Source organism: Ectobacillus sp. JY-23 (assembly GCF_023022965.1).
Lineage (GTDB): Bacteria > Bacillota > Bacilli > Bacillales > Bacillaceae_G > Ectobacillus.
The window spans coordinates 2050751-2075588 of record NZ_CP095462.1; the positions used below are offsets into that span (position 1 = coordinate 2050751).

24 protein-coding genes, 1 tRNA gene and 1 other RNA gene are annotated in these 24838 nt (G+C 43.6%); 3 read left to right on the forward strand and 23 right to left on the reverse strand.

What is annotated here, in order from left to right:
- Window positions 1-17 precede the first annotated feature (17 nt).
- From MUG87_RS10710 to smpB, 4 genes are all read right to left on the reverse strand, one after another.
- The gene (locus MUG87_RS10710; protein ID WP_247081920.1) at window positions 18-374 is read right to left on the reverse strand and encodes an eL43 family ribosomal protein; all 357 of its coding nucleotides are present in this window, start codon (window positions 372-374) and stop codon (window positions 18-20) included.
- Window positions 375-490: 116 nt separating this feature from the next.
- Window positions 491-1000, reverse strand: a complete 510-nt coding sequence (locus MUG87_RS10715) for a nuclease-related domain-containing protein (RefSeq protein ID WP_247081922.1) — start codon at window positions 998-1000, stop codon at window positions 491-493.
- 115 nt (window positions 1001-1115) lie between these two features.
- Window positions 1116-1467: a transfer-messenger RNA gene (gene ssrA / locus MUG87_RS10720) on the reverse strand.
- A 112-nt stretch (window positions 1468-1579) separates the two neighbouring features.
- Window positions 1580-2047 (reverse strand): SsrA-binding protein SmpB, encoded by a 468-nt coding sequence (smpB, locus tag MUG87_RS10725; protein ID WP_247081924.1) that lies wholly within the window; start codon window positions 2045-2047, stop codon window positions 1580-1582.
- 135 nt (window positions 2048-2182) lie between these two features.
- On the opposite strand from smpB, the gene MUG87_RS10730 reads away from it, so the two are divergent.
- Entirely contained in the window at window positions 2183-2902 is a 720-nt protein-coding gene (locus MUG87_RS10730) for an MBL fold metallo-hydrolase (RefSeq protein ID WP_247081926.1), read from the forward strand.
- Window positions 2899-3456 (forward strand): TetR/AcrR family transcriptional regulator, encoded by a 558-nt coding sequence (locus MUG87_RS10735; protein WP_247081928.1) that lies wholly within the window; start codon window positions 2899-2901, stop codon window positions 3454-3456. Before MUG87_RS10730 ends, MUG87_RS10735 begins: the two co-directional genes overlap by 4 nt.
- A gap of 95 nt (window positions 3457-3551) precedes the next feature.
- On the opposite strand, the gene rnr is transcribed toward MUG87_RS10735, so the two are convergent.
- The 12 genes from rnr to MUG87_RS10795 form a co-directional block, all read right to left on the reverse strand.
- The gene (gene rnr / locus MUG87_RS10740) at window positions 3552-5879 is read right to left on the reverse strand and encodes a ribonuclease R (RefSeq protein ID WP_247081930.1); all 2328 of its coding nucleotides are present in this window, start codon (window positions 5877-5879) and stop codon (window positions 3552-3554) included.
- A gap of 741 nt (window positions 5880-6620) precedes the next feature.
- Window positions 6621-7364: an alpha/beta hydrolase gene (locus MUG87_RS10745; protein ID WP_290429023.1), complete on the reverse strand. Its 744-nt coding sequence runs from the start codon at window positions 7362-7364 to the stop codon at window positions 6621-6623.
- Between the two features lie 159 nt (window positions 7365-7523).
- Window positions 7524-7760: a preprotein translocase subunit SecG gene (gene secG, locus MUG87_RS10750; RefSeq protein ID WP_247081933.1), complete on the reverse strand. Its 237-nt coding sequence runs from the start codon at window positions 7758-7760 to the stop codon at window positions 7524-7526.
- A 112-nt stretch (window positions 7761-7872) separates the two neighbouring features.
- On the reverse strand, window positions 7873-9168 hold the full coding sequence (eno, locus tag MUG87_RS10755; protein ID WP_247081935.1) for a phosphopyruvate hydratase: 1296 nt from the start codon (window positions 9166-9168) through the stop codon (window positions 7873-7875).
- 15 nt (window positions 9169-9183) lie between these two features.
- A complete protein-coding gene (gene gpmI / locus MUG87_RS10760; protein WP_247081937.1) occupies window positions 9184-10719 on the reverse strand; it encodes a 2,3-bisphosphoglycerate-independent phosphoglycerate mutase in 1536 nt (511 codons plus the stop codon).
- Window positions 10719-11474 (reverse strand): triose-phosphate isomerase, encoded by a 756-nt coding sequence (tpiA, locus tag MUG87_RS10765; RefSeq protein ID WP_247081939.1) that lies wholly within the window; start codon window positions 11472-11474, stop codon window positions 10719-10721. Before tpiA ends, gpmI begins: the two co-directional genes overlap by 1 nt.
- Window positions 11475-11494: 20 nt before the next feature.
- Window positions 11495-12679 (reverse strand): phosphoglycerate kinase, encoded by a 1185-nt coding sequence (gene pgk / locus MUG87_RS10770; RefSeq protein ID WP_247081941.1) that lies wholly within the window; start codon window positions 12677-12679, stop codon window positions 11495-11497.
- A gap of 139 nt (window positions 12680-12818) precedes the next feature.
- Window positions 12819-13826, reverse strand: a complete 1008-nt coding sequence (gene gap / locus MUG87_RS10775; protein WP_247081943.1) for a type I glyceraldehyde-3-phosphate dehydrogenase — start codon at window positions 13824-13826, stop codon at window positions 12819-12821.
- A 36-nt stretch (window positions 13827-13862) separates the two neighbouring features.
- Window positions 13863-14888, reverse strand: a complete 1026-nt coding sequence (locus MUG87_RS10780) for a sugar-binding transcriptional regulator (protein WP_247087650.1) — start codon at window positions 14886-14888, stop codon at window positions 13863-13865.
- Window positions 14889-15022: 134 nt separating this feature from the next.
- Window positions 15023-15262: a glutaredoxin family protein gene (locus MUG87_RS10785; RefSeq protein ID WP_247081945.1), complete on the reverse strand. Its 240-nt coding sequence runs from the start codon at window positions 15260-15262 to the stop codon at window positions 15023-15025.
- Between the two features lie 16 nt (window positions 15263-15278).
- On the reverse strand, window positions 15279-16535 hold the full coding sequence (rpoN, locus tag MUG87_RS10790; RefSeq protein ID WP_247081947.1) for an RNA polymerase factor sigma-54: 1257 nt from the start codon (window positions 16533-16535) through the stop codon (window positions 15279-15281).
- Between the two features lie 415 nt (window positions 16536-16950).
- Window positions 16951-17025 (reverse strand) — tRNA-Arg (locus tag MUG87_RS10795).
- 244 nt (window positions 17026-17269) lie between these two features.
- Here MUG87_RS10795 and clpP point away from each other — a divergent pair.
- A complete protein-coding gene (clpP, locus tag MUG87_RS10800) occupies window positions 17270-17854 on the forward strand; it encodes an ATP-dependent Clp endopeptidase proteolytic subunit ClpP (RefSeq protein WP_124564492.1) in 585 nt (194 codons plus the stop codon).
- A 95-nt stretch (window positions 17855-17949) separates the two neighbouring features.
- Here clpP and MUG87_RS10805 read toward each other — a convergent pair whose 3' ends face one another.
- The 7 genes from MUG87_RS10805 to MUG87_RS10835 all read right to left on the reverse strand — a co-directional run bounded on the left by MUG87_RS10805 (window position 17950) and on the right by MUG87_RS10835 (window position 24723).
- Window positions 17950-18204 (reverse strand): HPr family phosphocarrier protein, encoded by a 255-nt coding sequence (locus tag MUG87_RS10805; protein ID WP_247081949.1) that lies wholly within the window; start codon window positions 18202-18204, stop codon window positions 17950-17952.
- Between the two features lie 15 nt (window positions 18205-18219).
- The gene (whiA, locus tag MUG87_RS10810; RefSeq protein WP_247081951.1) at window positions 18220-19164 is read right to left on the reverse strand and encodes a DNA-binding protein WhiA; all 945 of its coding nucleotides are present in this window, start codon (window positions 19162-19164) and stop codon (window positions 18220-18222) included.
- A gap of 14 nt (window positions 19165-19178) precedes the next feature.
- A complete protein-coding gene (gene yvcK, locus MUG87_RS10815) occupies window positions 19179-20126 on the reverse strand; it encodes a gluconeogenesis factor YvcK family protein (RefSeq protein WP_247081953.1) in 948 nt (315 codons plus the stop codon).
- Between the two features lie 3 nt (window positions 20127-20129).
- Window positions 20130-21008 (reverse strand): RNase adapter RapZ, encoded by an 879-nt coding sequence (rapZ, locus tag MUG87_RS10820; RefSeq protein ID WP_247081955.1) that lies wholly within the window; start codon window positions 21006-21008, stop codon window positions 20130-20132.
- 13 nt (window positions 21009-21021) lie between these two features.
- Window positions 21022-21480, reverse strand: a complete 459-nt coding sequence (locus MUG87_RS10825; RefSeq protein WP_124564497.1) for an NUDIX hydrolase — start codon at window positions 21478-21480, stop codon at window positions 21022-21024.
- Window positions 21481-22187: 707 nt separating this feature from the next.
- Window positions 22188-23150, reverse strand: coding sequence for a thioredoxin-disulfide reductase (trxB, locus tag MUG87_RS10830; protein WP_247081957.1), 963 nt, complete (start codon window positions 23148-23150; stop codon window positions 22188-22190).
- 67 nt (window positions 23151-23217) lie between these two features.
- Window positions 23218-24723: a tetratricopeptide repeat protein gene (locus MUG87_RS10835; RefSeq protein ID WP_247081959.1), complete on the reverse strand. Its 1506-nt coding sequence runs from the start codon at window positions 24721-24723 to the stop codon at window positions 23218-23220.
- Between the last annotated feature and the right edge of the window lie 115 nt (window positions 24724-24838).

The following is a 24838-nucleotide window of genomic DNA, read 5'->3' on the forward strand; positions in this document are numbered from 1 at the left end:
TTTAGCAATTATTTCGGCTACTTTTGAAATATTCCGGTCACTTTGCACAATAATTCGGTCAAATCATACACTCTCCCCTTTGTCTCTCCTACATAAGATAACTTCATTGCAGTCAACAGCTTTTTCGTCACATCAGGAGAAGCAATATGAAGAAATTCTCTAAGCTGTTGGTTAGTAATACAAGGTTTTATTAAAAGTCCGTAATCTACTAGCGCCAATGTGTGCCCTTCTTTAGATTTTTCATGACATTTATCACATCTCCATGTCCCATACACTCTCCTCATCGCAAATTTTCCACAATGTGGACATTGTACGCCTGTTATTAGCTCACTAGAATGAATTGAAAATTGTTTGAGAACATCTAATTGCTGCATGGTATCAGCCTTTATAAGAGAAGATGAAAGCTTACGCAGTTTCTTTTTACAAAGCACAGGCTGCTTATATCTTCTATCAAAATCCTGTAACTTTTCATGCAGAGCCTCACTGTGAATTACCAAGGCTCTGATTTATGACTCTTTAACAAAGCATTTCTATTTGTCATAACAACTAAATACTCCATAGGAACAGTGGGGATCTTATATGCCTCCAGCCACATCCGCAGCTGAAAGGCTTGTCTGCGTACCTGTAAAATAGGATCTGCAAACACATGCTCTTCACCATTTTGATTGCGAATGAGCTGGTGAAACTGCTGATCTAAAAACAGTGTACCGCTCATGTTTTTGACTTCCAGAATTAATAGATAAGAAGGAGTAACAAGGAGAGTGTCCATTTGAAAGAAGTACTGCTTGTGGGGTAAACGAAGGTCGTGAAAAATGAGGTGCTGCGGCGAAGCAAAGGAGTTGATATGATAGTCGAGCGAGAGCTCTCCTTTATATCCAGCACGACTTTTGGCAAGTTCGACTTCTACTTCTTTATATTTTAGATGAGAAGCAGGTAATCTTCGTAGTAGCGCTTCAAGCTTTTGCAATTTGAGCGGCGGCTTACGCTCTTTTTTAATCATCTCATCACCTCTTTGGCAGGAATCTGGCGGCTTTTATAAATAATTTGTCCAGTTTGAAGCAAAATTTGGCGACCACTCCTTTTTTAGGCATAAAAAAACCACCAACAGTATGTATTGGTGGAGACGGTGGGAGTCGAACCCACGTCCAGAAATATCGGCACTTAAGCTTCTACGAGTGTAGTCGATATACTCGGGTTTCGCGGACTTTTATGCCTATCGACAGGCGTCCAAGCCGCTAGTCTGGTTGTTCTCTTCCTTCGTCCTCAGACGGCGAACTCCGGCGTAGCCCACTAAGTTTGGGCCCCTTACCCTACCACATGGGCGATGGAGGGAGGAGCAGCTACTTTAATTAAGCAGCTAGTGCGTAATTAGTTTTGCCAGTTATTGGCTGTGACGTTTTAACGAGGCCGATCCCCTCGACTCGCAACTTAAGCTCGAACTACCCCTGTCGAATCCGTAACGTCCCCATATAGGAAAATTACGAGAAGTAAGCTATCGAGCTGTTTCTCAAAGAGCAACTGGCGATTACATAACCCATTATATCATATGTCGCGAACTTTGCAATTGTAAAATACTGTATTACATTTTTTGACGTTCGCGGAATGCACGCTCAATATCTCGCTTGGCTTCTTTTTTCTTCAGGTCTTCACGCTTATCGTAGTTCTTCTTACCTTTAGCAACGCCGATTTGCATTTTTGCAAATCCATTCTGCAAGTAAATACGAAGCGGCACGATTGTATATCCCGTCTCTTTCGTATAACCAATCAGCTTCAAGATCTCCTTGCGATGCAACAGCAGCTTGCGTGTGCGCAGCGGATCGTGATTATAACGATTCCCTTGCTCATATGGGCTGACATGCATCCCGAAAATCCAAATCTCACCGTTTTGAATGCGCGCATATGCATCCTTTAGATTTACACGTCCGGCGCGAATTGACTTAATTTCCGTTCCTTGCAAGACCATACCAGCTTCATACGTTTCTTCAATGAAATAGTCATGATACGCTTTTTTATTTTGTGCAACGACCTTTCCATGTCCTTTTGGCATTGTGCTTGTCACTCCTTTGTATCACATTATTTTATCAAAAACATCACATCTTCACAATCTTTACACATATTTCATACACAAAACTAATAACATTAGTTATAATATTATTAACATTAGTAAAGGAGTCGATTATCTATGCGTATCACACAGAACGGTTATGTATTTCAATTAGCATTTTTACCTCGTCTGTTTCCTGTGAATTGCTATCTTGTAGAGGAAGAACATGAATTAACATTAATTGATGCAGCACTGCCCTATAGCCATAAGGGAATTTTAGAAACCGCACAAAATATCGGCAAGCCGATTACACGCATTGTATTGACGCATGCCCATGAAGATCATGTAGGTTCACTTGATTCCCTAAAGCGTGCCTTACCAAACGCCAAGGTATTTATTTCAGAACGAGATGCCAGCATCATGGCGCATGATTTGTCACTGCGGTCAAACGAACCACAAACACCAATTAAAGGAGGGGTGCCAAAAACGTTGCAAACACGCCCTGATGTCCTTCTTCATGACGGGGATACAATCGGTTCGCTCACAGCTGTCGCCGCGCCTGGACATACACCTGGTTCAATGGCCTTTTTAGACACCCGTACCAACGCTCTTATTGCAGGTGATGCGTTCCAAACACGCGCCGGCTTGGCCGTAGCAGGTAAAATCAATATATTATTTCCGTTTCCGGCTTTTGGCACATGGGATAAAAGCACTGCCATTGCCAGTGCAGAAAAGCTACTTGGCTTATCCCCTTCCTTACTGGCAACAGGACATGGTAAGATGTTAGAAGCGCCTGTCACGCATATGAAACAAGCGATTGCTGAGGCAAATATCAAATTAGGAGCGATTACAACATGAAAGTCAATAAAGCACTCGTTGTCGAAACAGCAGCGGCGCTTGCTGATGAACAAGGAATAGATACTGTAACGCTGGCGGCCGTTGCACAGCGCCTTAGTATCAAAACACCATCTCTGTACAATCACGTAGATGGTCTCGCAGGCTTACGAAAAGAAATGGCCCTTTACGGTATTCGTCAGCTTACAGAAGTACTAACACAAGCTTCTATCGGAAAAGCCGGCGACAAAGCCTTGCTGTCTATCGGTTTATCGTATGTCACGTTTGTGCGTCAGCATCCTGGTTTATATGAAGCTACCTTGCCTGCCGCCGCACATGACGAGGAAATACAGGCTGCCGGCGACGCTTTAGTTCGTCTACTGCTGCGTGTTCTCGAAGAATATCAGTTAGAGGAAGAAGATGCTCTTCACCTTGTGAGAGGGTTCCGCAGTATTGTACACGGCTTTTCTTCTTTAGAACAAAAGAGAGGCTTCGGCTTGTCTCTTGACCGTGATGAAAGTTTGCGCCGCTTGCTTTCTACTTTTATTAAAGGGCTACATGAGAAGTTAGAGATGTGAAATCGTCAACCTTTTTCCTATATCTTATTCTAACAAAGCTGGCGTTATTGTTATTACTTTTGTATTAGCTAAAAAAGGTGCGCATATGCGCACCCTTATCGTTTCTTTTTCTTTTTTCGCTTAGACACCGGCGCGTTTTCAAAAAACGCCCGCTTCTTTTTCCCATCTTTGCGCGGTGCTTTGCCGCGGCGATTATGCGTCGTTTCGCCTTCTTTACGCTTGCGACGTCCACCACCGCCTTCAATGACCATCGCGCGCGGCTTACGGTCACGTTTAGCGCCGCCCTTCATGCCAACGATTTCAAAATCAATGGCACGCTCATCTTTATTAACATTTACAACACGAATTGCAATTTCATCACCGATGCGGAAGACGTTCCCTGTACGCTCTCCAATCATCGCAAAGTGCTTTTCATCGTATCGATAATAATCGTCTGTTAGATAGCTTACATGAACAAGTCCTTCAATTGTATTCGGCAATTCTACAAACAAACCGAAGTTAGTTACAGAGCTAATAATACCATCATATTCCTCGCCGATTTTATCTAGCATATACTCCGCTTTTTTCAACTCATCTGTTTCGCGCTCAGCTTCTACTGCACGGCGCTCCATGTTGGAAGAATGCTCAGCGATCTCGGGCAATTTATCCTTCCATTCCGCCTGCGTCTCTGCATCCATTTTGCCTTCAATTAAATATGTGCGGATTAAGCGATGCACAATGGTATCTGGATAACGACGAATTGGTGATGTGAAATGTGTGTAAAACTCTGTTGATAACCCAAAATGACCAAGACTCTTTTCATCATAGCGCGCCTGCTTCATAGAGCGAAGCATGACAGTTGAGATTACCATTTCCTCCGGCTGCCCCTGTACCATCTCAAGCACCTGCTGCAGGGCACGCGGATGAATATCATTTGCTTTTCCTTTTACCACGTAACCAAAATTTGTGATGAACTGAAAGAAGCGCTCTAGCTTATCTTCCTTCGGGTCTTCATGCACACGGTACATAAATGGTACGTTAAGCCAATGGAAATGCTCTGCCACCGTTTCATTTGCTGCTAGCATGAACTCCTCAATTAACTTTTCAGCGGTAGAACGATCTCGTAAAATCACATCTTGTGGGTGTCCGTCTTCATCCACAAGAACCTTTGCTTCTTTAAAATCAAAATCAATAGCGCCGCGCTTCATTCGCTTTTCGCGCAAAATTGACGCGAGCTCCGCCATATCTTTGAACATAGGGACAAGCGGCTCGTAGCGCTCAATTAGCGCTTCGTCTTCATCCTCTAAAATACTGTTTACATCCGTATACGTCATGCGCTCTGTCGTTTTAATCACGCTCTGGAAAATTTCGTGCTTTACCACTTCACCATTTCGGTTAATTTCCATTTCACATGATAATGTAAGGCGATTTACTTTTGGGTTCAAGGAACAAATACCGTTTGACAAGCGATGCGGGATCATTGGAATAACGCGATCTACAAGATAAATACTCGTTGCACGCTCTGCCGCTTCACGGTCAATTGGTGACCCTTCTTTTACATAGTGACTCACATCAGCAATATGAACACCTAGCTTATAATTACCATTCGCAAGCTTTGTAACTGTAACAGCATCATCCAAGTCCTTTGCATCTGCACCGTCAATTGTAACGATTACTTGATCGCGTAAATCACGACGATCTTTAAGATCTGCTTCATCAATTTCATCTGGTACATTGTTCGCTTGCTCAAGCACATCCGCAGGAAACATTTGCGGCAAGCCGTGCTTGTGAATGACAGACAAAATATCCACACCCGGGTCGTTTTTATGACCGAGGATTTGAATAACCTCACCCTCCGCACTCATACGATTTTCTGGGTAGGCAGTAATTTTCACAACAACCTTATGCCCTTCGACCGCACCTTGAGCCGCATTTTTCGGAATAAAAATATCACCAACAAAGCGCTTGTCGTCTGGAATCACAAAGCCAAAGTTTTTTGATTCGGTATATGTACCGACAATCTCTTTTGTGCCGCGCTCAACGATGCGAACAACAGAGCCCTCACGGCGGCTGCCGCTCGACTCAGAGCTGACCCGAACCAACACAATATCACCGTGCATGGCGCCATTCAGTTCATTTGGCGGGATAAAAATATCATCCATACCCGCTTCTTCTGGCGAGACAAACGCAAAGCCGCGCGCATGACCTGTTAATTTGCCACGCAGCAAGTTCATCTTTTCCGGCAAACCGTAGCGGTTATTGCGCGTTCGCACAACTAACCCCTTTTCTTCCATTAAAATTAACGCTTTTACAAAATCCTTAAATTCAGCTGCCTCAGCAATGCCGAATGCATCCTCTAATTCCTGAACAGTTAAAGGCTTATACGCTTCTTCTTTCATGAACGCAAGCAGCCTATCCATATTTTGCTGAATACCTTGTTCCAAATAGATTCCTCCCTCAAACTTCATATCATATAGCTTTACCTAAAAAGTAAGTATGTATAAGAAAAGCGGAAGCGGCTCGTTCAACTCCATAGGGCAGAGGTTCCCATACCATAAAGGCGCTTTTTTGCCTTAATGGGATGGGGTTCTCTGACTGGAGGAGTTAGCCGCTGTAGCTGGACAATAAGAAAAGCAGAGCCGGTTCGTTTAGGCACCGAAGAAGAGGTTCTCCGACCACAAAGGCGCTTTTTGCCTTTATGGGCGGAGGTTCTCTGCTGGCAGTGCCTAACCGGCGGAGCTAGACAATAAGAAAAGCAGAGCCGGTTCGTTTAGGCACCGAAGAAGAGGTTCTCCGACCACAAAGGCGCTTTTTGCCTTTATGGGCGGAGGTTCTCTGCTGGCAGTGCCTAACCGGCGGAGCTAGACAATAAGAAAAGCGGAGCCGGTTCGTTTAGGCACCGAAGAAGAGGTTCTCCGACCACAAAGGCGCTTTTTGCCTTTATGGGCGGAGGTTCTCTGCTGGCAGTGCCTAACCGGCGGAGCTAGACAATAAGAAAAGCGGAGCCGGTTCGTTTAGGCACCGAAGAAGAGGTTCTCCGACCACAAAGGCGCTTTTTGCCTTTATGGGCGGAGGTTCTCTGCTGGCAGTGCCTAACCGGCGGAGCTAGACAATAAGAAAAGCAGAGCCGGCTCTTTTAGCTGATTTTATTGTTTCCTAATCTTGATAAAAAAGACGCAACTGAATTACCAATCCAGTTGCTCTAAGAAATTGTAGACGTCCTCATGCAATGCATCTTTTTCTTTATCTAGTGTGATGACATGCGTTGAGTCTTCATACCATTTGATTTTCTTTAGATGTGATTCTACGCCGTTATAAATGATGTTAGCACTGTCCGTGTTAATCATTTCATCGTGGCGTGCTTGTACAACAAAGGTTGGGCTGTAAATCATGTCAATGTTATTACGTACATCACGGATTAAGTCCTGCAGAGCGCGCAGTGTATTCATTGGCGTTTGACGAAACGCATTCATCTCTTCCTCAATTTGCTCGGGTGACTTGCCTTCATAGCGCTTATATTCTCTTGCGTATGCTAAAATTCCTTCATACATCGTTTCTTCGCTTTTAATGTACATGGGCGCGCACATTGGCACAACACCGACAACAGGAACTGTATATGACAGCTTGAGCGAAAATACGCCGCCAAGTGATAGACCAACCGCAGCAATCTTTTCGTAACCAAGCCCTTTTAAATGATTGTAGGCGTTCATTACATCGCTCCACCAATCCTCTGGCCCTGTATGGACAAGCTGCTCAGGCGGCACACCGTGACCTTTATAAATAGGGGCATGCGATGTATAGCCTTTTTTCTCTAAAAAGCGGCCAAGCATACGTACATCAGCGGAATGACCAGTAAATCCGTGTAGTAATAAAACAGCGCGCTCGCCAGCTTCAAATGTAAATGGTTTGGGTGCAACTACTTTCATGATCTCTCCTCTTTCCTTCCGTAATTCTGCATCCACCATTAGGCGGTTTCTCTATAGTGTATCATAAGTCACGAACATTCATGTGTTTCAAGGCTTTATGGAGCTCCCAAAGCTTTCGGGCACAAAAAAGATTCATCTGATCAGATGAATCTTTTGTTTGTTTTAAGCTAGGTTCACGTAAGTTACGGCCATTGCTAACACGAAAAAGAGTACAGCGAATACCACTGTCATTTTTTCTAAAACTGCTTCAAGACCGCGCGCTTTTTGCTTTCCGAACAATTGCTCCGCTCCGCCCGAGATTGCGCCGGAAAGACCAGCGCTTTTACTGGACTGCAACAGAACAAGGATAACCAACACTACAGATACAATAATCAATAAGACCGATAGAAATGTATTCACGTGATGAACCTCCTATACACACTTTGAGTTAGTTTAACTGTATCATAAAGACCCCTGTTGAACAAGTAGGATTAAAAAACCTCCCGCCAAACTTGGCAGGAGGTCTTCGTCATTACTTCTTCAAGTTGTAGAAAGATTTTAGACCAGCGTAAACAGCTAGATCGCCTAGCTCATCTTCGATGCGAAGAAGTTGGTTGTACTTCGCAATGCGGTCTGTACGGCTCATAGAACCTGTTTTGATTTGGCCTGCGTTTGTTGCAACTGCGATGTCAGCGATTGTTGCATCTTCTGTTTCACCAGAGCGGTGAGAAACAACTGCAGTGTAACCAGCGCGTTTTGCCATTTCGATTGCTTCAAATGTTTCAGTCAAAGTACCGATTTGGTTTACTTTGATTAGGATGGAGTTAGAGATACCTTTTTCGATACCTTCAGCAAGCTTCTTCGTGTTTGTTACGAACAAGTCGTCGCCCACCAATTGAACACGGTCGCCGATGCGCTCTGTTAAAAGCTTGTGGCCTTCCCAGTCGTTCTCGTCCAAACCGTCTTCAATAGACAGAATTGGGAACTCATTTACCAGCTCTTCGTAGAAATCAACCATTTCCTTAGAAGTTAAACCTGTGCGGCCTTCGCCTGCAAGGTCATATTTACCAGTTTCTTTGTTGTAGAACTCAGAAGAAGCAACGTCCATACCTAGAAGGATGTCTTTACCAGCTTCGTAGCCAGCTTTTTTAATTGCTTCCATGATTACTTCTAGTGCTTCACGGTTAGAACCAAGGTTTGGTGCGAAACCACCTTCGTCACCTACAGCTGTGTTTAAGCCTTTTGCACTTAATACAGATTTCAATGCGTGGAATACTTCAGCACCCATGCGGATTGCTTCTTTGAATGTAGGCGCACCTACAGGAAGAATCATGAATTCTTGGAAGTCTACGTTGTTGTCTGCGTGAGAACCGCCGTTGATGATGTTCATCATTGGTGTTGGCAATTGCTTCGCGTTGAAGCCGCCAAGGTAGCGGTACAATGGAAGACCCACGTAGTCAGCTGCAGCGTGTGCTACTGCCATGGATACGCCAAGGATTGCGTTTGCACCCAATTTACCTTTGTTTTCTGTACCATCAAGGTCGATCATCACAGCGTCGATACCTGCTTGATCTGTTACGTCCATACCTACGATTGCTTCAGCGATGATTTCGTTTACGTTATCAACCGCTTTTTGTACACCTTTACCAAGGTAACGACCTTTGTCGCCGTCGCGAAGCTCAACTGCTTCGTGCTCACCAGTGGATGCACCACTTGGTACGATTGCGCGTCCGAATGCACCGGACTCTGTGTATACTTCTACTTCTACCGTTGGGTTACCACGGGAGTCTAATACTTCACGAGCATAAACGTCTAAAATAGCTGGCATATAAAATCTCTCCTTTTATCCTTGAATTAATGTTTTTCCTGTCATTTCTTTCGGTTGTTCAATTCCAAGTAATGAAAGCATTGTTGGGGCAAGATCACCAAGAATACCATCTTCACGAAGTGTTACATCTTGCTTTGTTACGATGCATGGCACTGGATTTGTTGTGTGAGCTGTCATTGGTTGACCATCCGGCGTTAACTCTTCATCCGCGTTACCGTGGTCTGCCGTAATGATAGCTTGTCCGCCTTTGGCAAGAATAGCGTCCACAACTTTTCCTAGGCACTCATCTGTCGCTTCTACAGCTTTGATGGTCGGCTCCATCATACCGGAGTGACCTACCATGTCACAGTTTGCAAAGTTTAAAATAATCATGTCATGCTTGTCTGCTTCAATTTCCTTCAATAGGGCATCTGTTACTTCATAAATGCTCATTTCAGGCTGCAAATCATATGTCGCAACCTTTGGAGAGTTAATTAGGATGCGCTCTTCACCTGGGAATTCCGCTTCGCGTCCACCGCTGAAGAAGAACGTTACGTGCGGATACTTTTCCGTTTCCGCAATGCGAAGTTGCTTTAGGCCTGCTTGAGACACAACTTCTCCCAACGTGTTGTCAAGGTTTGTTGGTTTAAAGGCAACGTAGCCTCCAACCGTTTCACTGAACTGCGTCATGCAGACGAATTCAGGAATGCGCGGTACTTTTTCACCGCGATCAAATTCACGAAAATCTTCATTTGTGAAAACACGTGAAATTTGAATTGCACGATCTGGACGGAAGTTATAGAAGATGATTGCATCATCATCGTTAATCGTTCCAACCGGCGTACCGTCTTCTTTTAACATAACAGATGGTAAGACGAACTCATCGAAGATTCCGTTTTCGTATGAATCGTTTACGCACTCGTAGGCATCTTTGTAAGTTGGTCCTTCACCGTACACCATAGCGCGGTAGCATTTTTCAACACGATCCCAGCGCTTATCGCGGTCCATGGAATAATAGCGTCCAGAAACAGTAGCAAGCTGTCCTGTACCCGTTTCTTCCATCACTTTATAAGTCGCATCTAAATACTTTTTCGCTGTTTGCGGACCTACATCACGGCCATCGAGGAAGGCATGTACATATACCTTTTCCAGACCTTCCTGCGCCGCTAAGCGAAGCAAGGCAAACATGTGGTCAATATGGCTGTGTACACCACCATCAGATAATAATCCGAATAAGTGAAGTGCAGTCCCCGCTTGTTTCACATGTTGAATTGCTTTTAAAAATGTTTCGTTTTGATTGAACTCACCTTCACGAATCGCAACGTTTACGCGCGTTAAGCTTTGGTATACAATGCGGCCGGCACCAATATTTAAGTGACCTACCTCTGAGTTCCCCATCTGACCTTCCGGAAGACCAACCGCTTCGCCGCTCGCCTTTAACGTCGTATGCGGGAATTGGTTCCAGTAGCGATCAAAGTTTGGCTTGTTCGCTTGTGCGATTGAATTGCCGTAAGTTTCTTCACGTAAAGCAAAGCCATCTAGAATAATCAAAGCTGTTGGTTTTTTGCTCATTACTTTACAGCCTCCAAAAGCTGCAAGAAAGAGTTTGGCTCCAAGCTTGCGCCGCCCACTAATGCGCCGTCGATATCAGGCTGTGCCATATATTCTTTAATGTTTTCAGGTTTTACGCTGCCGCCGTATTGAATACGAACTGCTTCTGCCACATCTGCTGAAAATTGTTCCGCTACAACTTTACGGATGTGTGCGCATACTTCGTTTGCATCGCTTGCAGATGAAGATTTACCTGTACCGATTGCCCAGATTGGCTCGTAGGCAATCACTGTTGCTTTTGCTTGTTCTGCTGTTAAGCCATTTAACGCTTTTGTCACTTGTTCCGCTACAAGATCAAACGTTTTGCCGCTTTCGCGCTCTTCCAGGGTCTCACCGCAGCATACAATCGGGGTCAAGCCGTTTGCAAATGCCGCCAATGTTTTTTTGTTTACTGTCTCATCTGTTTCCGCAAACATTTCACGGCGCTCAGAGTGACCAAGTACAACATAGCTTACTTTCAAATCGCTCAGTGCAGCTGGGCTAATTTCCCCAGTGAACGCACCGCTGTTTTCAAAGTGCATGTTTTGTGCGCCAACCTTTAGGTCAGAGCCTTCCGTAGCCGCTACAAGTCGCTCTAAAAATAGTGCCGGAGAGCACACAACAGAGTCCACTGCTTGCGAGCTAGGAATGTTTCCTTTTACTTCTTCAACAAAGCTAACCGCCTCGGATAGCGTTTTATGCATTTTCCAGTTTCCTGCGATAATAGGTTTACGCATTCGGTACACCGTCCTTTAAATTACTTGTCGTTTAGACGTACAACGCCCGGAAGTTCCTTGCCTTCCATAAACTCAAGAGATGCGCCGCCGCCTGTAGAAATGTGGCTCATCTTGTCAGCTAAACCGAATTTTTCAACCGCTGCCGCAGAGTCGCCGCCGCCGATAACGGAATATGTATCCGTAGATTCCGCAAGAGCTTCTGCTACTGCTTTTGTTCCATTTGCGAACTTGTCCATTTCAAATACACCCATCGGTCCGTTCCAAATAACAAGCTTGGAGTTGCGAATGACATCCGCATAAATTTCGCGTGTTTTTGGCCCGATGTCCATCCCTTCCCAGTCGCTAGGGATTGCATCAACACCTACTTCTTGTGTGTTTGCATTTTCAGAGAAGTCATCACCAACAACAACATCTACTGGCATGTAGAAGTTAACACCTTTTTCTTTTGCCATTTGCATAAACTCTTTGGCAAGATCAAGTTTATCGTCTTCGCATAAAGATTTACCGATTTCATAGCCTTGTGCTTTCACAAATGTATAAGCAAGACCTCCACCAATAATTAGGTTGTCAACCTTGTCCAGCAAGTTACGGATTACGCCGATTTTATCTTTTACTTTTGCACCGCCAATAATAGCTGTGAACGGACGCTCTGGATTGGATAATGCCTTACCCAATACCTCAATTTCTTTTTCCATCAATAGACCGGATACTGCCGGGATATATTCCGCGATACCAGCAGTAGAAGCATGTGCACGGTGCGCCGCGCCAAATGCGTCATTGACATACAAGTCAGCAAGTGCTGCAAATTCTTTTGCAAGTGCTGGATCGTTCTTTTCTTCGCCCGGATAGAAACGAACGTTTTCAAGAACCAATACATCGCCTTCATTCATTTCAGCAATAGCAGCTTGTACTTCTGGTCCGTAAGCTTCGTCTGTTTTTGCAACGTTTTTACCGAGCAATTCGCCAAGGCGCTTTGCTACTGGTGTAAGACGCATTTCTTCTACAACTTGACCCTTTGGACGACCAAAGTGGCTAGCAAGAATCACTTTCGCGCCTTTCTCCATTAAGTACTGAATTGTAGGAAGAGCCGCGCGGATACGTGTTTCGTCCGTAATTTGCCCGTCCTTCATTGGTACGTTAAAGTCAACGCGGCAAAATACGCGTTTGCCTTTTACATCCACGTCACGAATTGATTTCTTGTTCATTCGATTGACCTCCGATTTGGTTGGATTGACAAAACCAATTTCATATTACCACATCTTTCCCCCAAGGGAAAACCTTGCCTATTGCAAGCATACATAAGAGGAGGAGAGGGGGAACATGCCCTCTCTCCCCGTTCTTAAATTAAAGACCTTTGGAAGCGATGTAGTCAACAAGGTCAACAACGCGGTTAGAGTAACCAGTTTCGTTATCGTACCAAGAAAGAACTTTAATCATGTTACCTTCCATAGTCATTGTGGACAATGCATCGATTGTAGAAGATGCAGTAGAGCCGTTGTAGTCACGAGATACTAGTGGCTCTTCGCTGTATGCAAGAATACCTTTTAGCTCGCCTTCAGCAGCTGCTTTTAGTGCTGCGTTTACTTCTTCTACTGTTACTTCTTTACCAAGCTCAACAACTAGGTCAACTAGAGATACGTTAGAAGTCGGAACGCGAACCGCGCCACCGTTCAACTTACCTTTTAGCTCAGGCAATACTAGAGATACTGCTTTCGCTGCACCAGTTGAAGTTGGGATCATGTTCTCAGCTGCTGCACGTGCACGACGAAGGTCTTTGTGCGGCAAGTCAAGAATTTGTTGGTCGTTTGTATAAGAGTGAATTGTTGTCATCATACCGCGACGGATTTCGAAGTTCTCATGAAGAACTTTTGCAAATGGAGCCAAGCAGTTTGTTGTACAAGAAGCGTTAGAGATTACATCGTGCTTCGCAGCATCGTATTTGTCTTCGTTAACACCCATAACGATTGTGATATCTTCGTCAGTAGCTGGTGCAGAGATAATAACTTTTTTCGCGCCTGCTTCTAAGTGTTTTGCAGCGTCTTGACGCTTTGTGAAGAAACCAGTAGATTCTACTACGATGTCTACGCCTAATTTGCCCCAAGCAAGCTCAGCAGGGTTACGCTCTGCTGATACTGCGATTTCTTTGCCGTTTACAACAAGGTTGCTGCCATTAACAGATACTTCTGCATTCAAAGTGCCGTGTACAGAGTCATATTTCAATAGGTGCGCTAAAGTAGCTGCATCTGTTAAATCGTTAATTGCTACAACTTCTACATTGCTGTTGTTAAGAGCTGCACGAAATACATTACGTCCAATACGTCCAAAACCATTGATACCAATTTTAATTGCCATTTGAAAGTCCTCCTCAAATATGGATCAAATTTTATGTTAAGGGTTTCCCCTTAGTAACGCTTTTGCTGCGCCTTCATCCGTCACCAATAGTGATGTGTGTCCTTGTCTAACGACTGCGCGAATAGCCTTTGCCTTTGAAGCGCCGCCTGCTACAGCCACCACATGCGGAATATGGCGTAAATCTGCAAGTTGCATGCCTGCTGTGAGTACCTTGTGTACCACCTTACCATGTTCATCAAAGTAATACCCGAATGCTTCTCCTACCGCGTGTCCTTCTACAATTTTATTCCAGTCTGTTTCAGCGGTTTTACGTCTTTGCGCCATTTTAAGTGCATCACCGATACCATGAATCACGATGTTGGAAGCTTGAATAAGTTCCAGCACAGATTTCACAGATGGCTCTGTCATAATGGATGCATACACTTCGCTGCTAATTTGATCCGGAACGTATAGAAGACGGTAGCTGCTGTTTGTGTTTTTAGCCATTTTGGCACAAATGGTGTTCGCTTCATTTTCGACGCTTTCACCAATGCCACCTCGTGCCGGGACAAACAGTATATCCAGATTTTTAAAGTCCGATTTCATCATGTCCGCTACAGCCGCGAGCGTTGTACCTCCGGTTACGGCAACGATATTATTCGCGCCCAGCCGCTTCTTTATGCACGCTACGCTGGCACGGCCCAGCTCTTGCTTTACCCAAGGAGAAGCATCGCTGTCACCTGCTACTACGAAAACTTCCTCCAGATTTAATGTTTCCTTAAGCTGTGCTTCTAAAACCTTTAATCCGGAAATTTCTCGCATAAATTCTTCTAATGCTGTGACAACCTCCATACCACTTTCTGTTAGCGTCATACCGGCGGAAGCTACATGAATCAAGTGCTCTTCTTTTAAAACCTGTACTTCACTTCGCAACACACGTTCTGTCATGTTTAAACTAGCAGACAAATTCCGGCGGCCAATCGGCTGCGTAAGTCGTATGTATTGCAGAATTTGCATGCGTGTTTGCATAACAGGTAGCAGATCGGGCAATAATCGTTTTGCATAATCAATCCATGAACGCATCATTCTTCCCTCACTATCATTCACTTTCTTGTGGGTCAATATACGTCCCATAGAGACACATTATGTCCCGCGTGTTGTAAAAAAAATTTCCTGCTACATGTAGTATTGTAACAGGATATATTTTTTTATTCAAGTCAAGAACTTTTTGTTAAGCGCTTACTTATGACATCTTTTTGAATAATACCCGCTTGCACCTCTTCTCCCTCTATTTCTATGACAGGAATCATAATTTGGTACCTTTCTAACAGCACATTATCATTATAAATGTCAATTTCTTTCCATGTGAAATCATGCTCTTGCTGTAATTCATGCAAAATAGCTTTTGCATCCTCACATAGACAGCAATCTTTTTTTCCATATAGTAACACGTTCATTTTAGCCACCCAGCCTTTACATTGTCTTGCGGAGAGAAGAGGCAGGAATCTTGAGCTGCTCCCGGTACTTAGCAACCGTTCGTCTCGATACTGCGATTCCATGCTCCTTCTCTAACCATTGTACAATCTTTTGATCGGACAATGGTTTGCGTTTGTCTTCCTTTTCAATCATGCTTTTTAGCAGTTCCTTGACGCGTAGCGCAGATACATCTTCCTCTGATACAGCATTGCTAAAGAAATACTTCATCTCAAATAGACCATACGGCGTCTGTACAAATTTGTTTCTTGTAGCGCGGCTAACGGTTGATTCATGCAATCCAAGCTCTGTAGCGACCTCCTTTAATGCCAGCGGCTGTACAAATAACGGACCGCGCATAAAAAAAGCAGATTGTCTTGCTACAATAACCTCCATTACACGAAGCAAAGTAATCTTCCGCTGCTCTAAACTTTTTAAGAGCCACTGCACATGCTGCTGCTTTTGTGCTAAGTAGGATGCCACATCACGTTCTGCTTCTGTTGTCAACATCGCACTATAGGTTGGATGAATCTCAATCTTAGGCAAATGCGTTTGTTCTACGGTAATGATAAGTTCACCATTTTTACGGTGAACGGCTAAATCAGGTACAACGTACAACGGCTTTTCAGATGAAAACGCAAGACCCGGCTTCGGTTGTAATGAAACAATGACACGCATTGCCTGCTGTAATTCTTCACCGTGACATTTCAGTGCCTGTGTCAATTGCTTCCAATCTTTTTTGGCAAACGCGTTAAAATGATAGGCAATCATCTGTTCAGCTAGACCACATCTTTTTTGTAAGCGCTTTAACTGAAGAAGTAAACATTCTTGTAAAGTGCGTGCCCCAACCCCCGCCGGCTCTAAATCTTGCAAGACATGCACACAAGCCCGTACTTCATCAATCGGTATATTGAGAAGTGCCGCTAGCTCTTCATCACTTTCTCGCAAATATCCATTTTCATCTATATTATCTACTATAAAGCGCAATGCGCGCATATTGGCCGCTTTATGAATGCGAAGCTGCTCCAGCAAATGCTGCTGCAATGTTTCACTATGCGAACCGTAAATCTCCATCTGGTTTTCTGTTTTGCGCCCACCCTCTCGGATCTTTAGCTCAATTAACGGATTTTCCAGCGACTGCTCATACAAAAACTCTGTTAACTCTTGTGCATTATACTGCAGCATCGCAATAGCCTGGCGCAATTCTTGTGTCATCGCCAAACGAAGTGACTGTTCCTGTACCAAACTTGCCTTCAATCCAATCTCCCCCTTAGCCTCTATTGTACAATACATTGATGCGTAAATTGAATGGTAAAACCCACCCAGTATTCGTTATTTCATTTTTATTAAGCAGAATGGGAGAATACGACAAGAAAAATCGAGTTTCAGATATAAGATGACAGACTCATATATTTTTAGTCAAGCGATGTATAGTTTGGATTAGCGCACATGCCCCGTAAGACCATGACAAACCAGTCTCGTTTCCTTCTTTCTATCTGGCTCTGTTAAAGTTCATTGTTGATTTCCGTTACGGGGGTTCGCTTTCCGCAGGAGTCTTACCACCTTCACTCCAATCAACAAGTGCAAATGATCAACATTGGGCTTTAACACAGCCTTCTATTTTGTTTCTATATAAAAAGCCTGCGTGCATTCGCACACAGGCTTTCATCGACGCGCTCGGAGGGAATCGAACCCCCGCATGACGTGGTACCGGAAACCACCGCTCTATCCCCTGAGCTACGAGCGCACATAGTCATATAGACATTATACCATACAAGGTGTGAAAATCAACACGTTTAATTTCATAAGAAGCGGTTATGCTGTGAAGGGAACACGTCATTCTCATCGAATATATAGCCATAGGTCAAGAAAAAAGTAAATACAAATGGTTTTATTTGACCTTTACTGACCATAATTGTATTATAGAAACAAGAAGAGCGGATTACTCCGCTGCATTACTTGAAACACGCTATTACAAAGGAGGCCTATCCATGAATTTAATTCCTACAGTTATTGAACAAACAAACCGCGGTGAGCGCGCGTATGACATTTATTCTCGTCTGTTGAAAGATCGTATTATCATGCTTGGTAGCGCAATTGATGATAACGTTGCAAACTCTATCGTATCACAGCTGTTGTTCCTAGAATCTCAAGATTCTGAGAAGGAGATTCATCTGTACATCAATAGCCCAGGCGGATCTATTACAGCAGGTATGGCAATTTACGATACAATGCAATTCATTAAAGCACCGGTATCTACCATTTGTATCGGTATGGCTGCTTCTATGGGTGCATTCTTGCTCGCAGCTGGTGAAAAAGGAAAACGTTATGCTCTTCCAAATAGTGAAGTGATGATTCACCAACCACTTGGCGGTGCACAAGGTCAAGCAACAGAGATTGAAATTGCTGCAAAACGTATTCTGTTCTTGCGCGATAAGCTAAATACAATTCTTTCCGAGCGCACTGGACAGCCGCTTGAGGTCATTGCACGCGATACAGATCGCGATAATTTCATGACAGCTGAAAAAGCGCTTGAATACGGTTTGATTGATAAAATCGTAGCAAACAAGCAATAAGAACTGAAACAAAGCCGGTGCGTGTATGCACCGGCTTTTTCCCCATTTTAAATAGAACTTTCAGTAAAAAACTTCGCGCCATTAGACGCGAAGTTTTATGCTTTCTCTACATAGCTGACTAAAGCATCCAAGGCATCCGCTTCGTCATGTCCCTCGGTAATAATCGTGATTGTTGCATTTGCACCTACTGCCAGACTCATTAACCCCATAATGCTTTTTGCATTCACTTTCTTTCCATCCTTTTCAATAAACACATCAGATTGAAAGCGATTTGCTTCTTGTACGAACAAAGCGGCCGGGCGTGCCTGTAACCCGGACTTTAATGCAACTTTTACTTGCTTTTGTACCAATGTTTTCTCCCCCTTTTACTTCATTGCTATTTCTCCCGCCCGCAGCTTTTCAGCAATCTCATCAATTTTGCGGAGACGATGATTAATACCTGACTTGCTGATTTTTCCTGTTACCATTTCCCCAAGTTCTTTCAAAGTCACATCTTCGTAGCTAATACGTAACTGCGCGATTTCTCGTAATTTCTCCGGTAAATAATCTAAACCGACAGTTCGTTCAATATATTTGATATTTTCAATTTGTCTAAGTGCAGCGCCAATCGTCTTGTTAAGATTTGCTGTTTCGCAATTTACCAAACGATTTACAGAGTTTCTCATGTCACGAACAATGCGAATATCCTCAAATCGAAGCAATGCACCATGTGCCCCAATGATGTTAAGAAACTCAGTGATTTTCTCTGCCTCTTTTAAGTACGTAATATGACCTTTGCGACGCTCCAGCGTTTTGCTGTTAAGCTCAAATTCGTTCATAAGCTCACATATCGCTTCATTATGCTCCTTGTACAATGAAAAAATTTCTAAATGGTACGAAGAAGTTTCCGGGTTATTTACGGACCCGCCCGCTAAAAAAGCACCTCGCAAATAGGAGCGCTTACAGCATTTTTTCTTAATCAATTCTTCTGAAATATTATGAATGAGAGAAAAGTCGCCCTGCATAATTTGGAGATCGTCGAGCACTTCTCTTGCTTGCTCCACAAGTCTCACAATATATACATTGTTCTTTTTCAAACGCATTTTTTTGCGCACCAGCAATTCCACAGCAACGTTATAGCTTCTCTTTAACAATGTATAAATACGTCGTGCAATGGCAGCATTTTCGGTTTGAATATCAATAATTAACCGGCGATTGGAAAAGGAAAGTGAGCCGTTCATTCGAATCAATGCAGAGAGCTCCGCCCTTACGCAACAGTCTTTTACTTCTAAGTTTGTCAATTCCTTTTTTGTTTCTGATGCAAAGGACATCTTTGCTCACCTCCTCACAGCAATGAATATAAGATACTGGCCAATTTCACCGTATCATGACGAACAACATCGTCTTCATATTTAACAAGCATATCTTGTATTACAGTAATGTTCATATCAGACAAACGCTTTTCATCACACACAACCTGCGTGGAAAGCTCTTTTTCGTATCGTTTTAATAAACGCTCAGGAATAGGGCCGTTGTTAGCAATGATGGTGTCAATAAACGGTCCGAGGTGATCATGTAGCGCCTGGACATGATCAGATGCCTTATATCCCATCGTCTCGCCCGCTTGTGTCATGACGTTACATACATATACTTTACGGGCTTTCGCCTGCAACACCGCTTCCCCAATTTTTTGAACCATTAAGTTTGGCAATATACTTGTATATAAACTACCTGGTCCAAACACAAGCAAATCCGCTTTGCGGATTTCATTTAGCGTCTCCGCTAAAGGCTCTACATCATGTGGTGTTAAAAATACACGATTAATCTTTTCACCGCGGTATGGAATTTTCGACTCGCCTGTCACAACGGTGCCATCCGCATATTCCGCATGCAGGACAACACTTTGGTTGGCTGCCGGCAATACACGGCCTCTTACATTTAATACCTTGCTCATCTCTGTAATCGCATGAAAGAAATCACCGGTGATGGATGTCATACCTGCTAACAATAGATTGCCGAGCGCGTGTCCAGATAAATCCCCAGTGGTGAAGCGATGCTGAAACAAAGCTTCTACAAGAGGCTCTACATCGGAGAGCGCCACTAATACATTTCGTACGTCACCGGGGGGCGGAATTTCCATATCGTTTCGAAGGCGACCAGAGCTGCCACCATCATCAGCTACAGTGACGATGGCAGTTAAATCGACTGGATATTTTTTTAACCCGCGAAGCAGAACGGACAGCCCGGTCCCTCCGCCCACAATGACCATTTTGGGCTTTCTGCGTGTCGTCATGAATTAATGTCCCTTTCTTTTTTCCACATCGCGATGAGATACGTGTGTCGTATACTCCTTCGCAAAATATTCTTTGAGATATTCCGCAATTGTGACAGAGCGATGCTGTCCGCCGGTACAGCCGATAGCCAACACGAGTTGACTCTTGCCTTCGCGCTTGTAGTAAGGCAACATGAATGAAATTAAATCTGTCAGCTTTTCTAAAAATTGATTGGTTTCGTTAAACTTTAATACATATGAAGAAACCTCTTCATCTAAACCGGTTAGCGGTTTCATTTGCGGAATATAGAATGGATTTGGCAAGAAGCGCACATCGAACATTAAGTCCGCATCAATCGGTACACCGTATTTAAAGCCAAAGGAGGTTACGTTGATACGAAACCCATTTTGGTCTGGTGAAGAAAATACAGTAGAGATTTTTTCACGCAGGTCTTTTGGCTTTAAATCTGACGTATCAAGAACCATGTTGGCACGCGCCTTCATATCACTGAGTAATTCGCGCTCCAGCTCAATTCCCTTAAGTGGCAAATCCGTAGGCGCTAAAGGGTGCGAACGCCTTGTTTCTTTATAACGCGTTACAAGTGTGCTTTCTTTTGCATCTAAAAACAGGATGTGCGGAATGAGCCACGTACGCTCCGTCAAATCATCTAACGATTCCCATAGTTGATCAAAGAACTCTCGCCCGCGCAGGTCAATGCCTAACGCCACTTTATCCATCTTATTACGGGATTCAGACATCAGCTCCACAAACTTCGGAAGCAGTGCCGGCGGTAAGTTATCGACACAAAAATAGCCAAGATCTTCAAAGCTTTGCAGTGCAACCGTTTTTCCAGCGCCCGACATGCCTGTAATGATCACCATTTTGATATCGTTTTTATTCATCCCCGTTTCCCCCTTAGCTCGGATCTAACCGATACGAAATCAACTCAAAATCCGGTGTATATACAAAAGTTCCGTATATGATGGCATTTCCCTGCAACAAGTAATCTATAATATGATGATCGCCCGGCGCCATCGGCAGCTGTGCAATATCTTCTTTGTTGTGCCATTGTAAAATTCCTTCTTCACATTCGTCCTTATTTTCACCAGTAAAGTCTGTCGCTAAAAAAGAAAACATCATCCATTCAGAGACAACTTTATCGCCTTCTTTGATGACAAATGTAAATATCCCCTTTAATGCAGGATTCTTTAAGTAAATGCCGGTTTCTTCTCGATACTCTCTCGTTACCGCTTCGCGGATACTTTCTCCACTTTCCATTTTCCCGCCCGGTGCAACCCACCAATTGCGGCGCGGCTTCTGCAGAAGAAGAACTTGATTATCTTTTAACAGTACACAGTTTGTTACTCTTTGCACGTTTATTTCACCTCAATTATGTGGGAAGAGACCTTCGCCTCTCCTTCCGTTCATTATACTATTAAACGAGCTTTGCCACAATGAAGCTGTCCTGGTATTTTTTCTGAAAAAACTGAAAAGAAAAGCGGAGCCGACTGTTTAGGCACAGAATCTAAGGTTCTCATCCCTAAAAGGCGCTTTTTGCCTTTTTGTGGCTGAGGTTCTTAGATGGCAGTGCCTAGGAGGCGCAGCTGGATCTAGAAAAGCGGAAGCGGCTTGTTCAGCTCCATAGGGCAGAGGTTCTCGACACAAAAAGGCGCTTTTTGCCTTTATGGGGCGAGGTTCTCTGACCGGAGGAGCTAGCCGCTGCAACTGGATCTAGAAAAGCGGAGCCGACTGTTTAGGCACAGAATCTAAGGTTCTCATCCCTAAAAGGCGCTTTTTGCCTTTTTGCGGCTGAGGTTCTTAGATGGCAGTGCCTAGGAGGCGCAGCTGGATCTAGAAAAGCGGAGCCGACTGCTTAGGTGCAGAAGCGCGTAATTTTTCTACTTTTAGTTCCTATTATGCTAGAGAAGCTCGCTATATTATACGATTCACATTGCTGCCGCTTTCCATAAAAAAAGAGCATGAGCCACGGCTCATGCTCCCATATATATCGAGGGGGTCAACTGTGTCTTAACTATACCCCATCTATATTTCGTTACCGTTACAAAGGCATTAACTAATAATTACTCTTCCGTTACGGTTTCGCGACTTAGTTCTTCTAACAACTCTTCAATATAATGCTGTGCTGTTTGTGCGGCGATGCTGCCGTCACCTGTTGCTGTTACGATTTGACGAAGTGCTTTTTCACGCACATCACCGGCGGCAAAAATGCCTGGCACTTTCGTTTCCATGCGGTCGTTTGTTTCAATATAACCGTTCTCGTTTGTAATACCGAGCGCTTCAAACGGTTTGGACAATGGCAACATACCAATGTAGATGAATACGCCATCCGTTTTGAATTCTTGCTCATCACCTGTATTCACATCCGTTAACGTAACGCTACCAACTTTACCGTTGGCTTCATTGATTTCCTTCACTGTACTATTCCAAATGAAAGAAATTTTTTCGTTGTTAAATGCACGATCTTGCAGAATCTTTTGCGCGCGTAATTTATCGCGGCGGTGCACAATCGTCACCTTTGTCGCAAAACGTGTTAAGTATACACCTTCTTCAACTGCGGAGTCGCCGCCCCCAACAACAACAAGCTCTTTTCCTTTAAAGAATGCACCGTCGCATACTGCACAGTAGGATACACCGCGACCACCAAGCTCTTTTTCGCCTGGTACGCCAATTTTCTTATATTCTGCACCGCTTGCGATAATAATAGCACGTGCTTTATATTCCTTTTTGCCAGCAATTACTGTTTTAAACTCTTTGCCGTCAATAATTTCTTTTACATCACCGTATGCGTATTCCGCACCGAATTTTTTCGCATGTTCAAACATTTTCGTAGATAGTTCTGGACCTAAAATATGATCATAGCCTGGGTAGTTTTCAACTTCTTCTGTATTTGCCATTTGTCCGCCCGGAATACCGCGTTCAAGCATAAGTGTGCTCAAATTGGCACGAGATGTATATAATGCAGCCGTCATGCCGGCAGGACCTGCACCGATAATCATTACGTCATAAATTTTTTCTTCAGACACTTTGTTTCACTCCTTATAGAAGGCCTTGTCATTACATCTCTATTATACGTAGTGGAGATGCTTTTTTCTAATTATTTGCCTCCATCTTCTTGACCGCCTGCACATATTTGCGAACGGTGGAAACGGACACATTATATATATGTCCGATTTCTGCTTGTGTCATGTTTTCTTTTAAATCGCCCCGCACAACGTACTCAATCGCTGCTGACCAAGCAACTGGATTACCGTAGGAATTTTTCTGATGTGCAGTAAAAATACGGAACCAGCGCTGCAGGCATTCTTCAATCAACATATCGTCCTTTTCTGCGTGATGATACAAAAGATGGGCAATATGCGCACAATGTGCAAAAGCATGTGCTGCTTCAGGCATGTCTTCTCCCGTCACTTCGCTATATAAATACAACGCCCAGTTACGAATCACTTCATGCTCTGTTTTTTCTGCGATATCTAAAAAGACCTGTGCTTTTTCGTCTATGTTGAGCTCATTCATCAGGTACAGCGCCAACATCTTTTCCTCTATTGTCGTCGCCTCTTTGAAGGAAACGCGCAGTTGACCAAGCAATACTGCTTGATTTCCATCTGTAAATGTCGTGTGGCCCCAAGGCTCTTTTCCTTCTCGGTCTGGTAGCGCCTCTACAACACGTTCCCACATTTTTTGCGCAAGAGTCGTATCACCTACCATATGCGCTGCATAGGCAAACCAGTAATGAAAGCTTGTATCGCCTTCATACCCGTGCTTTTTAAGACCTTTAAACATAACATATGCGGATTGAAAGCGACCTACCGTCGCCAATGTATTTGCTAACTTAAAACGCTGCTCCAGTAAAATAGGGTACACATTCTCCAATCGATCTGCCAGACGCTCTGCCTGTTCTCTGCGACCAACTGAATATAATAATACAAGACTATTACAAAGCGCATGCAAATTCCCTGGATTGCGCTCTAATACATGGTTTAAAATTCGCATGGCTTCCTCTACCTGACCAAGCTGAAAATGAACAATTGCCAAGTTGTTATGCGCTGACCAAAATTCCGGGTAGTCTGCGAGTACATTCTCTAATGTATGAATCGCTTCTTCTAGATGACCGCTGCGAATGAGAATATTCGCTTGCTCCTGCATCAAAATAAGTTCATCCTCTGCAGCAAACTCTTCCTCTTCATCCTCAATTGCAATAATATCTAGGAGTTCAATCGTTTCTTCTCTAAACTCCCCGTCTTCTTCTAACTTTAAATAACGTTCTGCATAACCTTTAGCCTGTTGAAACAAACCTAAAAAGGCACAATTATTTGCCAAATAGTAATAGCACTCCGTCATACTTTCATCCAGTCGCATCACTTTTTTAAAAAGCTGATTGGATTCATAATACTGTCCAGCCTCTGAAAGAGCAGATGCCAGTTGGCACAGAACAAACGGATCTTGATTCATATCCGCCGCTCTTTGTAAATATTTAATCGCATCATCCAAGTTATTGCGACGATACGCTTTCATACCTTTTTCATAGAAATATTGCGATGATTGATGAAAGGTAATAACTTGTCCCTTCTCTTCCTCGATTTGTTGTTTTTTCCCCATAATTCCTCCGTTTATCTATAATACGTTCACATACAAAGTGAAAAACATCCGTATTTCTCTACTTATAAGTATAAACGATTCTTGAAAAAACAAAACAGTATATTGTATGCAATTT